Annotated in this window: 13 protein-coding genes; 10 read left to right on the forward strand and 3 right to left on the reverse strand. The window is 38.0% G+C overall.

Translation table 11 applies throughout. The annotated features are described in order from the left end of the window. The first annotated feature begins 270 nt into the window (after positions 1-270). Positions 271-708 (forward strand): 3-hydroxyacyl-ACP dehydratase FabZ, encoded by a 438-nt coding sequence (gene fabZ / locus ACFSR0_RS05340; protein ID WP_379980652.1) that lies wholly within the window; start codon positions 271-273, stop codon positions 706-708. Positions 709-800: 92 nt separating this feature from the next. Here fabZ and ACFSR0_RS05345 read toward each other — a convergent pair whose 3' ends face one another. Continuing rightward, entirely contained in the window at positions 801-1,544 is a 744-nt protein-coding gene (locus tag ACFSR0_RS05345; RefSeq protein ID WP_379980654.1) for a peptidylprolyl isomerase, read from the reverse strand. A 239-nt stretch (positions 1,545-1,783) separates the two neighbouring features. Here ACFSR0_RS05345 and obgE point away from each other — a divergent pair, with 239 nt between their 5' ends. The 7 genes from obgE (at position 1,784) to ACFSR0_RS05380 (ending at position 8,846) form a co-directional block, all read left to right on the forward strand. Beyond that, positions 1,784-3,097 (forward strand): GTPase ObgE, encoded by a 1,314-nt coding sequence (gene obgE / locus ACFSR0_RS05350; protein WP_379980656.1) that lies wholly within the window; start codon positions 1,784-1,786, stop codon positions 3,095-3,097. Positions 3,098-3,196: 99 nt separating this feature from the next. Then, positions 3,197-3,748 (forward strand): DUF1269 domain-containing protein, encoded by a 552-nt coding sequence (locus ACFSR0_RS05355; RefSeq protein WP_379980658.1) that lies wholly within the window; start codon positions 3,197-3,199, stop codon positions 3,746-3,748. 21 nt (positions 3,749-3,769) lie between these two features. Beyond that, a complete protein-coding gene (gene rnz / locus ACFSR0_RS05360) occupies positions 3,770-4,693 on the forward strand; it encodes a ribonuclease Z (protein WP_379980660.1) in 924 nt (307 codons plus the stop codon). Positions 4,694-4,705: 12 nt separating this feature from the next. Then, complete coding sequence (locus tag ACFSR0_RS05365) at positions 4,706-5,494, forward strand: SDR family NAD(P)-dependent oxidoreductase (RefSeq protein ID WP_379980662.1); 789 nt, start codon at positions 4,706-4,708, stop codon at positions 5,492-5,494. A gap of 14 nt (positions 5,495-5,508) precedes the next feature. Beyond that, positions 5,509-5,913, forward strand: a complete 405-nt coding sequence (locus tag ACFSR0_RS05370; RefSeq protein ID WP_379980664.1) for a LapA family protein — start codon at positions 5,509-5,511, stop codon at positions 5,911-5,913. A gap of 114 nt (positions 5,914-6,027) precedes the next feature. Beyond that, on the forward strand, positions 6,028-8,322 hold the full coding sequence (gene recJ, locus ACFSR0_RS05375; RefSeq protein ID WP_379980666.1) for a single-stranded-DNA-specific exonuclease RecJ: 2,295 nt from the start codon (positions 6,028-6,030) through the stop codon (positions 8,320-8,322). Between the two features lie 11 nt (positions 8,323-8,333). Beyond that, on the forward strand, positions 8,334-8,846 hold the full coding sequence (locus ACFSR0_RS05380) for an adenine phosphoribosyltransferase (protein WP_379980668.1): 513 nt from the start codon (positions 8,334-8,336) through the stop codon (positions 8,844-8,846). Positions 8,847-8,890: 44 nt separating this feature from the next. On the opposite strand, the gene ACFSR0_RS05385 is transcribed toward ACFSR0_RS05380, so the two are convergent. Beyond that, the gene (locus ACFSR0_RS05385) at positions 8,891-9,097 is read right to left on the reverse strand and encodes a hypothetical protein (RefSeq protein ID WP_379980670.1); all 207 of its coding nucleotides are present in this window, start codon (positions 9,095-9,097) and stop codon (positions 8,891-8,893) included. Between the two features lie 108 nt (positions 9,098-9,205). Then, complete coding sequence (gene lexA, locus ACFSR0_RS05390; protein WP_379980672.1) at positions 9,206-9,829, reverse strand: transcriptional repressor LexA; 624 nt, start codon at positions 9,827-9,829, stop codon at positions 9,206-9,208. A 141-nt stretch (positions 9,830-9,970) separates the two neighbouring features. Here lexA and ACFSR0_RS05395 point away from each other — a divergent pair, with 141 nt between their 5' ends. Both ACFSR0_RS05395 and ACFSR0_RS05400 read left to right on the forward strand, forming a co-directional pair. Then, positions 9,971-10,210, forward strand: a complete 240-nt coding sequence (locus tag ACFSR0_RS05395; RefSeq protein ID WP_379980674.1) for a DUF896 family protein — start codon at positions 9,971-9,973, stop codon at positions 10,208-10,210. A 94-nt stretch (positions 10,211-10,304) separates the two neighbouring features. Further along, positions 10,305-11,140, forward strand: an 836-nt coding sequence (locus tag ACFSR0_RS05400) for a thiamine pyrophosphate-dependent enzyme (RefSeq protein ID WP_379980676.1), incomplete at its 3' end; no start/stop codon positions are given.

Consider the following 11,140-nt stretch of genomic DNA (forward strand, 5'->3'; position numbering starts at 1 on the left):
TCTGCACACTTTTTTTGAAAAAAAGCAAAAATTTTATTTTTGGAAACAATTAGCTGTATTCAAAATGACTTTTAGAGATGCGCTATTTGTTCAGTAGACATTAATTAGACACATAGAATTATCACAAAAAAGATTTATGATTTCTTATTATTATCGAAAAAGCTTTGATTGTCAAACTAAATTTATTCTTTAAATATAACTATTGATAAAATGACGGTTATATGATACTTTGATAACCAAAGTAATAATCTGTGAGAAAAGAGGATGGCAATGAAAAAGTTTTTAACTGAGACAGAAGTAATGGAACTCATTCCGAATCGTTATCCAATTATTTATATTGACTATGTTGATGAAATTGAATCTGGAAAGAAAATAATTGCAACGAAAAATGTAACAATTAACGAAGATTTTTTTCAAGGACATTTTCCTGGGAATCCAGTTATGCCAGGTGCATTAATTTTAGAAACACTGGCGCAGGCGGGATCAATTTTAATTTTGAAATCCGAGGAATTTGCCGGACACACCGCCTATATTGGGGGGATTAACAAGGCAAAATTTCGTCGGAAAGTTACTCCAGGAGACACTCTAAAATTATCATTTGAGATTACCAAAATGAAAGGCTCCGTGGGTACGGCGGATGCGATTGCGACAGTTGAAGATACTATCTGTGCCCAGTGTGAATTCACTTTTATAGTAGGCGCACAATAACAAAAAGGATTTCACAATGAGTAGCCTATGCTACTTGGTTGAGAAATCCTTTTTCGTTGATGAAAAAGTTACGTGTAAATGATTAGCATTTCTTATTTTGCTTCTTGTAAAATGGTTATCCCGGTTATCTTCACAGGATTTACCGGTTTTGAGTCTTCACCAGCATCATTGGTGGTCACTTTTTCGCTGGCAATTTTATCCACTACACTCATTCCATCAATCACTTGACCAAAGACAGCGTAGTTCCCATCTAAAGAGGGAGAGCCACCTTTTTTATAAGCTTCGATAATTTTTTCAGGATAATACTGAATAGCTAAACCATCAGAAACATCCTTATTGTTTTGAACGATAAAAAATTGACTTCCAAGACTATTTGCTTGGCTACTACTTGCCATCGAAAGGGCCCCACGAATATGGTAAAGCTGATTGGAAATTTCTGGAGCAAACCCTTTTCCCCAGATACTTTCACCGCCACTACCAGTTCCAGTGGGATCGCCACTTTGAATCATAAAATCATTGATAACGCGGTGGAAAATTACACCATTATAGTAGCCTTCCTTCGCGTGGGTAACAAAATTTTCAACAGCTTTAGGGGCAATTTTAGGGAAAAGCTTTATTTTTATATCGCCTGCTGTCGTATTCATTTGCACGACTGTCTCATCTTCATGAATGGTTGCATCCAATTGTGGTAACTCAAGAGAGTTCAAGTCTATTTTTTTTGAAGTGGTTGTTGAAGTTGCGGTTGTTTTGGTTTTGTTGTTACTGTTGGTTGCACATGCACCTAAAAGGAAAATACAACTGACGAATAAGACAAAACCGATTATTTTTCTATGCATACGGTTCTTCCTTTCTTCCATTTCTATCTATCATAACAGAATAGGATTAAGCCTAACAGTAGTTGATGAAAATAATCTAATTGTCCAATTTGGTTGATTATGACAGAATGTTTTGTTTCGCTTGGTTTTCGAGTATAATGAAAGGATAGACAAACTTCTATTGACTAGGTACAATAGTTAAGGCTTTGTAGTAAATAATGATGGAAGTAATGAAAAGAGATAGAATGGAGGGCAAATAAATGTCCATGTTTTTAGATCAAGTAACGATTAATGTAATGGCTGGTAAAGGTGGCGATGGAATGGTTGCTTTCCGCCGAGAAAAGTATGTTCCCGATGGGGGACCAGCTGGAGGAGATGGTGGACGAGGAGGAGATATCATTTTTGTTGTAGACGAAGGTTTACGGACATTAATGGATTTTCGTTTTCATCGTCATTTTAAAGCCACACCAGGTGAAAATGGAATGAGCAAAGGGATGCATGGCCGTGGAGCAGAAGATTTGTATGTTAAAGTTCCTCAGGGGACCATGGTTCGAGATGCAGAAACCGGTCAAATTATTGGTGATTTGATTGAACAGGGTCAAACGCTAATCGTGGCGAAAGGTGGCCGTGGAGGTCGTGGCAATATTCGCTTTGCTTCCCCAAAAAATCCAGCACCGGAATTGGCAGAAAATGGCGAACCCGGTCAGGAACGAAAAATTGAACTAGAATTAAAAGTATTGGCAGATGTTGGGCTAGTTGGTTTTCCATCTGTTGGAAAATCAACCCTTCTTTCAATCATTTCGTCGGCCAAACCCAAAATTGGTTCGTATCATTTTACCACTCTGGTTCCGAATTTAGGGATGGTTCATACGAGTGATGGTAGGAGCTTTGTTGTAGCTGATTTACCGGGTTTAATTGAAGGTGCTTCTCAAGGCGTTGGCTTAGGCACACAATTTCTTCGCCATATTGAGCGAACTAGGGTTATCTTGCACATTGTTGATATGAGTGGAATGGAGGGAAGAGACCCTTACGAAGATTATGTTGCAATCAATCATGAGTTGGAGACACATAATTTAAGATTGATGGAACGTCCACAGCTGATTGTTGCCAATAAAATGGATATGCCAAATGCAGAGGAAAATCTTGTGGAATTTCGTAAGAAAATACAAGCGCAACAAGAGGATGAATTTGCAGAACCAATTCCCATCTTTCCTATTTCGAGTATCTCAAACAAAGGCATTCAGCCACTTTTAAATGCGACGGCCGATTTATTAGAGAAGACACCAGAATTTCTTTTGTATGATCAAGATATGGAAGAAGAAGTGGTTCAGTATCATTACCAGTCAGACGAACCGGAATTTACGGTTGACCGAGAACCAGATGCTTCTTGGACGCTCCATGGAGAAAAAATTGAGAAACTCTTCCAAATGACCAACTTTGATCACGATGAAACGGTCATGCGTTTTGCCCGTCAATTGCGATCATTGGGGGTAGATGAAGCACTAAGAGCTCGTGGTGCTAAAGATGGTGACATTGTTCGGATTGGAAATTTTGAATTCGAATTTGTTGAATGACGAAAAAAACGACCAAGTTTGGGTTAACCCATGCTTGGTTCTTTTCTTTTCTCTATTTATTGGTAAAATGGAGATAGTAAAAGAAAAGAGGGAATGAATATGGCTAAGAAAGTAATTGTCGCAAATTTTGAGAGCAACGCAGAAGCATACCAAGCTTTTTCTGAGGTGAAACAATTATTTAGTAAAGGACAATTAAAAATTGAACAAATGGCTGTTGTAAAACACTCAAATGATGGCGATCATAAATTTTCAATCGAAGATTTTTTTGATCCAACTGGTTCCTCAGGTACCTCAACTGGTGGCATGATAGGGATGCTTGTTGGTGTATTAGTCAGTCCATTGGCTATCTTATTGGGTTGGTTTGGTGGAAGTTTGATTGGAGCTACGAAGGATGCAAAAGAACTGTCAACAGCCAAAAATGTTTTTGAGTATCTAGTGACACAAATCAGCGAAGGAAAAACAGGTCTAATAATTATTGCAGACGAAAAAGACAATCGCCCTCTCAATGAAGTGGTTATGCAAGAACTAGGTGGCGGCATTAATCGCTTTGATTTTGAGGAAGTTGAAGAAGAAATTAAGAGTGCCAATGAAGTTACAACCAAAACGAAGGAGTCTTCATTGAAGTTCTGGAAAGAAAAACACAAAGAATAAGAATTGGAAAGATAGGTTAACATGGAAATCGAATTTTTAGGAACAGGTGCAGGTGTCCCAGCAAAACATAGGAATGTGACGAGCATTGCATTGAAGCTGTTGGATGAGCGCAATAAGATTTGGCTTTTTGATTGTGGTGAAGGAACACAGATGCAAATTCTACGCACCACTATTAAACCAAGAAAGATTGAAAAAATTTTTATTACACATTTACATGGTGATCACATTTTTGGTTTACCTGGATTACTAAGCAGCCGTTCCTTCCAAGGTGGTAGTGAATCATTAGATATTTATGGTCCAAAAGGGGTTGAAGAGTTTGTAAAAACTTCTTTACGGATTTCACGTTCTAGACTAGGTTATAAGATAAATTTTTATGAAGTGACTGATGGTCTCATTTTTGAAGATCATCAGTTCACGGTCATTGCAAAAAAATTAGACCATGGGATTGATAGTTTTGGCTATCGTGTGGTTGAAAAAGACCATCCGGGTGAACTACAAGTAGATAAATTATTGGAAATGGCAATCAGCCCGGGACCTATTTTTGGAAAATTGAAACGTGGAGAACGTGTAACGTTGTCAGACGGTCGTGTATTGGACGGAAACGACTTTTTAGGAGAAGCGAGGAAAGGCCGGATTGTGACGATTTTGGGGGATACTCGTTATTGTCCGCAGTCGATTGAGCTAGCAGAAAATGCTGATGTTTTAGTTCATGAAAGCACATTTAACAAGAAAGAAAGCAACATGGCGAAAGATTATTTTCATTCGACCACGCATCAAGCAGCTGAGGTTGCAAAAAAAGCGAACGTCCAAAAATTGGTGCTTACCCACATTAGTGCAAGATACCTTGCAAAAGAGGCAAGTGAATTGGAACAAGAAGCAAAGGAAATCTTTCCCAATAGTCAGCTCGTGAAGGATTTTGACCAGTTGATTGTTTCCTTTCGATGAAAGGAGAAACGTATGAAATTAAGTGGAAAAGTTATTTTAGTAACAGGGGCTTCTTCTGGATTAGGAGAACAAATTTGTTATGAAGCTGCGAAAGCGGGGGCCATAGTTGTTGCTTGTGCCCGGCGGATTCAATTAATTGGAGCCGTTAAAGAACGGTGTATGGAATATAGTAATCAGCCTGCATTTGCCTTTCAATTAGATGTCTCTCAACCGCAACAAGTCGACCATGTCTTGGCGCGTATTGAAGAAGAGGTTGGGGCAATTGATGTTCTCGTGAATGATGCCGGTTACGGAATATTCGATGATTTTGTTGCTACGCCTTATGAAGAAATTCGGAACATGTTTGAGGTAAATGTGTTAGGTTTAATGTATATAACGAAACGGGTGGCAATCAAAATGATTGAACGAGGGGATGGACAGGTGATTAACGTTGCATCAATTGCTGGAAAAATGGCAACGCCCAAATCCTCAGTCTATGCCGCTACAAAATTTGCGGTCTTAGGTTTTTCGAATGCATTGAGATTAGAGTTAAAACCATTTCACGTCAGTGTCACAACCGTGAATCCGGGACCTATGGAAACACCATTTTTTGAGAGGGCCGATCCAGATAAACGTTATTTGGCAAGAGTTAAACCGTTTTTAACAGATCCAACTGCTTTGGCCAAAAAAATTGTCAACAGTATCGGTAAACCAAAACGAGAAATTAATCAACCACTAATCATGGAAATTGCTGCAAAAGCCTATGTGTTATTTCCAAGAGTGGGTGATTATTTGGCCAGTGGCATTTTTAACAAAAAATAAAGTGGGTGGTAAGTATGAAGAATCAATGGCGAATTGTATTAGGATTGGTATTAACGTTAATTATCGTCATTTTTGCTAGTTTGAATAACCAACAAGTGGCAATTAATTTTGGAGTGACAGCAATCAAAGCCCCATTGATTATAGTAATTATTGGCTCGGCATTTATTGGCGCCGTTGTGATTGCTTTAGTTGCGACATCTAGTCACATGAAACAAACGAAACAAATAAAAGAATTACGCGAACAACAATTAACCGATGATGCATCGGTTGAACAGCGAATTGCTGAGAGAAAAGCTGAACTTGAACGGGAATATGCCAATAAAGCGGTTGAAATGCAACAAACAGCCAATCAAACTGGCCGTTCAACAAATGCCTCTTTTGGAGAGCAGCATTCTTCAAATAGCAGTGAATCTGAGTAACAAAATCTTTTTAATACAATTATGTAAACTAGTCAAGGGACTAAATTATTTGTTCATTTGGCTTTTTTACGTTGTTTTCCTTCTGATAAGAAGGCAAGATCTAGGAGTGATAATTTGTCAAAACGGAATTATGAGTGGTGTATGAGTGGTGATCCCCAAATACCAACTAAGTTTGTTGACTTTGTAAGAGAAAAGCAACTTCCAGAACTATTTGCGAAAATATTATGGCAAAGAGGGATTCGAACAGAAGAAGCAGTAGCTTCTTTTTTGACGCCATCTTTGCAGGACTTACACGATCCTTTTCTATTGTATGATATGGACCGTGCAATTGAGCGGGTTAATCAAGCGATTCTTGAAAATCAAAAAATCCTTATTTATGGAGATTACGATGCTGATGGCATAACAAGTGCAACAATTGTGAAAGAAGCTTTGGATTTTTTAGGTGCAGATGTAGAAACCTATCTGCCAAATCGATTTAAAGATGGTTATGGTCCCAATCAACAAGTCTATGAAGAAAAAATTAAACAAGGTGTGCAGCTGATTGTTACGGTAGATAATGGGGTATCTGGTTTTGAGGCGATTTCTTACGCCAACAGTATGGGTGTTGATGTCATCGTAACCGACCACCATGAATTACCTCGACAATTACCACCAGCCTATGCAATCATTCATCCAAGACATCCAAGGGGGGCGTACCCTTTTAAAGATTTAGCTGGTGTGGGAGTGGCATTCAAGTTTGTTTGTGCGCTATTAGATGAACTCGTAATAGAGAGTTTAGATTTAGTAGCGATTGGGACAATTGCTGATATGGTGTCACTCACTGGTGAAAATCGAATACTCGTTTCCTATGGATTAAAAGCGATTCGCCAGACGGAGCGAATGGGACTTATGGAACTATTCCGCATCAGTCAAATCGTAGTAGATAAAATTGATGATCAGACAATTGGTTTTTCCATTGCGCCACGTTTAAATGCGTTAGGACGATTGGATGATGCCAATGTTGCAGTAGAGCTTCTGACTACTTTTGATGAAGAACAAGCCAAGACATTGGCAAAGGCAATTGATCAAAAAAACACAGAAAGAAAAGAAATCGTTGAAGATGTTTTTGAGCAAGCTTTTCAAAAATTGAATCCAGAAAACCTTATTCATGTGATTGTAGGGGAAGGTTGGCATGAAGGTGTTTTAGGGATTGTTGCAGGTAGAATTGTCCAACAAACAGGCAAACCGACGCTTGTTCTCACTGTTTTAGACAATGGAATCGTAAAAGGATCAGGTAGAAGTGTCGAAAAATTCAATCTTTTTGAGGCTCTAAGCCCTTTAAAAGATCAATTCGTGTCGTTTGGCGGGCATCATTCAGCAGTTGGACTATCGATTCACGCCGAAAAAATTAGCTATTTGCAAAACCACTTGAATACTTATGCTAGGGAGCACTCATTTGACTTTTCAGAAGGATTGCCACTGAAGATAGATGGAACAATTGAAATAGAAGAGGCAACCGTGTCATTCATACAGATACTTCAGAAATTAGCACCTTTTGGTATGGATAATCGTTATCCTAAATTTCTTATGAGAGGACTAAAGTCGGAAAATAACCGTTTAATAGGAGCAAACAAAAATCATTTGAAAGGTCAACTAACGGATGGTAAGGCCACATTGCCCTTTATTGCATTTCAATTTGGAGCAAATGAGACGGATTTTACTTCCGATCAGTTAACTGTTGTCGGTGAACTTGCTTTAAACGAATGGAATAATCATGTTACTCCACAATTGATGTTGGATGATTATCAAATCGAAGGACCTCAATTATTTGATTTTCGTTCTAAAATGAACGCTTTACCCAATCTACAGACTGATGAGACGCTTTTTGTGTCTTTTGTTGAAAATGAAACAACTTTTCAACAAAGAATTGAAGGCAAAGTTGTACGGATCCTTAATGAAGAAGCCATTTTGAAGGTTTGCTCTCGTCACTATGCAGCAATCGTTTATTTAGATTGTCCAACGGATGTCAACCTTGTAAAAAAAATCGCTCAACAGACCAAAGAGGCAAAACATTTTATAGTTTTTGAAACAGCAGATGATGCTTATTTGGATGGAGTAGGGACACGGAATCAATATCGAAAACTTTATCAATTAATTCAGCAACAAAAAACAATGGATATTCGCTATAAATTGGATGAACTAGCGAATTATGTCCAACTTCCAAAAAAATTATTAATTTTTATGATTCAAGTGTTTTTTGAATTGAAATTTGTTACAATAAACGATGGTATGTTGGGATACGTTGAAGATGCGGTTCCTGCACAACTTGAAACAAGCACCATTTATCAACAGAGGAAACAACGAATCGACTCTGAAATGTTCTTACAACTTTCAGATATAACAAGTTTAAAAGATTGGTTTTTTTCATAGGAGGAAATGAAATGGATTTAAAAGACTACATAGCAAGTATCCCAGATTATCCATCAAAAGGGATTGTTTTCCGGGATATTTCACCACTAATGGCTGATGGAGAAGCATATCGCGTGGCTACAAATCAGATTGTTCAGTATGCGCAAGAAAAAGAAATTGAGATGGTTGTTGGACCTGAAGCAAGAGGCTTCATCGTGGGTTGTCCAGTAGCTTACGAATTAGGCGTTGGCTTTGCACCCGTTCGTAAACCTGGTAAATTACCAAGAAAAACAATTTCGGTCTCATATGATTTAGAATATGGTAGTGATACATTAACGTTGCATGAAGATGCAATCAAGCCAGGACAAAAGGTCTTAATTTGTGACGACTTGCTAGCTACAGGTGGAACAATCAAAGCGACTATCGACTTAGTTGAAAAATTAGGTGGAGTAGTTGTTGGTTGTGCTTTTTTAATCGAATTAAAAGAGTTACACGGAAGAGATAAAATTAAAGGGTACGATATGGTCACACTAATGGAATACTAAAAAAAGACATCGTCGCATGACGATGTCTTTTTTTAGTAACGCTATTATTTATACCGAAAGTTTTCAGATGGATAAATCCTATTTGAACGACGATACTGTTTCATTTGGTATTTTTTTTCATCCCAAGCTAAAAGCCAAATAATCAGTAATGGACTTACAATTAAGAAAGTGACCAAGAAGCTAGCATGACCAATAAATATACCTAAAAATAAAATAAATAAAATGAATCCAAAACGGCGAATAGTTTTCATTAAAATCACTCCTTTATGTAATGCGAACATTTGTTTGTATACATATTATACGAACAAACGTTTGTTTTGTAAAGAAAAAAAGAACAAACCTCGTAAAAAAGTCTGTTCTTAATTAATTAAGTTCCGATATAACCCAACGACGCGTCCCAAAATTTTAACAGATTGTAAAATAATTGGCTCCATGAAGTCATTCTCTGGTTGTAATCGGTAATAAGTTTTTTCTTTGTAAAATGTTTTGCAGGTTGCTTCGTTCTCTTCGGTCATTGCGATAACGATGTCCCCATTTTGGGCGATATCTTGTTTGCGAACAATGACTTGGTCGCCATCAAGAATGCCAGCATTAATCATGCTTTCTCCTCGAATCGTTAACATGAACAAATGACCTTGATCATTTGTTAAATCAGGAGGTAAAGGAAAGAAATCAGCTGCTTCTTCAACTGCTAAAATCGGTTCACCAGCTGTAACAACACCAAGAAGAGGGATATTATCGGGAACGACATCAATCGCTTCTAAGCCTTTTGAAGTAAGCTCAATTGCACGAGGTTTGGTAGGGTCTCGTAGAATGTAGCCCTTTTTTTCTAACCTTGACAAATGTCCATGGACTGTAGAGGTAGAAGAGAGCTGGACTGCTTCTCCAATTTCTCTGACGGTTGGTGGATATCCCTTCTCGGAAACGCGTTGATGGATGAAGCGCAAGACCTCGAGTTGACGGTTTTCAGTTCGTTTCACCAATTTGTACACCCACTTTCTTTTATATAATTAGTGTATCATATTCGTGAAGGGGGTTCAAACAAATGTTCGTATGAATAAGTGACTTATTTGTTTTTTTTTTCAATTTCTATTATCATGAGAAGGAAAGAGAGGCGATTTAGTGTGTTGTCAAAAGAAAAACTAGCAAGAATTAACGAATTAGCGAAAAAAAAGAAAACCTCCACTCTGACTTCATTGGAGTTAAAAGAACAAAAATTACTTCACCAAGAATATTTGGAAGCATTTCGCGGAGGAATGAGACATCATATAGAAGGAATGAAAGTTGTTGATCCTGAGGGAAATGATGTGACACCAGAAAAATTAAAGAAAATCCAAAAAGAAAAGGGACTTCACGGTCGCTAAGAATCCAAGAGAAAGATTGCGCATCTTTCTCTTTTACTATATAATATATGATAGTAATAAAAGTAAAAAAAACCTAAATTAGGAGGCGTTTCTATTGTTCGACAAAATTGATCAACTAGGAGTCGATACTTTACGTACTTTGAGTATTGATGCTGTACAAAAAGCAAACTCAGGGCATCCAGGTTTGCCAATGGGTGCTGCTCCGATGGCTTATGCATTATGGACAAAGCATTTAAAAATTAATCCCAAAACTTCACGTAACTGGGTGGATCGAGATCGCTTTGTTTTGTCAGCAGGACATGGATCAGCATTACTGTATAGTTTATTACACTGTGCAGGCTACAATGTTACAATAGAAGACTTAAAGAATTTTAGACAATGGAACAGTAAAACACCTGGTCATCCTGAAGTGAATCATACCGACGGCGTAGAAGCTACCACGGGTCCTTTGGGTCAAGGGATAGCGATGGCAGTGGGGATGGCAATGGCAGAAGCACACTTAGCAGCAACGTATAATCAAGAAGGTTTTTCAATTGTTGATCACTATACGTATGCGCTATGTGGTGATGGAGACTTGATGGAGGGCGTTTCACAAGAAGCTGCTTCATTAGCTGGTCACCTTAAATTAAATAAATTAGTTCTCCTGTATGATTCAAATGATATTTCTTTGGATGGACCAACATCTAAAGCGTTTACCGAAAATGTTGGGGAACGGTTTAAGGCATATGGTTGGAATCACATTTTGGTTAAAGAAGGCAATGATTTAGCGGCTATTTCTGATGCGATTGAAGAAGCAAAAACATCAGACAAACCAACAATGATTGAAGTAAAAACAATTATCGGTTTCGGCGCACCAAAACAAGGAACATCAGGAGTGCACGGTGCACCTTTAGGAATTGAAGGAGTCGCAGCCGCCAAAGAAGCCTATGG

It is taken from the genome of Enterococcus camelliae, from assembly GCF_042685105.1.
GTDB classification, from domain to species: Bacteria; Bacillota; Bacilli; order Lactobacillales; family Enterococcaceae; genus Enterococcus_G; species Enterococcus_G camelliae.

Excerpts from the sequence above, each read along its gene's own strand:
- fabZ (WP_379980652.1), top strand. The coding sequence starts at position 271 with ATGAAAAAGTTTTTAACTGAGACAGAAGTAATGGAACTCATTCCGAAT.
- ACFSR0_RS05345 (WP_379980654.1), bottom strand. The coding sequence starts at position 1,544 with ATGCATAGAAAAATAATCGGTTTTGTCTTATTCGTCAGTTGTATTTTC.
- obgE (WP_379980656.1), top strand. The coding sequence starts at position 1,784 with ATGTCCATGTTTTTAGATCAAGTAACGATTAATGTAATGGCTGGTAAA.
- ACFSR0_RS05355 (WP_379980658.1), top strand. The coding sequence starts at position 3,197 with ATGGCTAAGAAAGTAATTGTCGCAAATTTTGAGAGCAACGCAGAAGCA.
- rnz (WP_379980660.1), top strand. The coding sequence starts at position 3,770 with ATGGAAATCGAATTTTTAGGAACAGGTGCAGGTGTCCCAGCAAAACAT.
- ACFSR0_RS05365 (WP_379980662.1), top strand. The coding sequence starts at position 4,706 with ATGAAATTAAGTGGAAAAGTTATTTTAGTAACAGGGGCTTCTTCTGGA.
- ACFSR0_RS05370 (WP_379980664.1), top strand. The coding sequence starts at position 5,509 with ATGAAGAATCAATGGCGAATTGTATTAGGATTGGTATTAACGTTAATT.
- ACFSR0_RS05380 (WP_379980668.1), top strand. The coding sequence starts at position 8,334 with ATGGATTTAAAAGACTACATAGCAAGTATCCCAGATTATCCATCAAAA.
- ACFSR0_RS05385 (WP_379980670.1), bottom strand. The coding sequence starts at position 9,097 with ATGAAAACTATTCGCCGTTTTGGATTCATTTTATTTATTTTATTTTTA.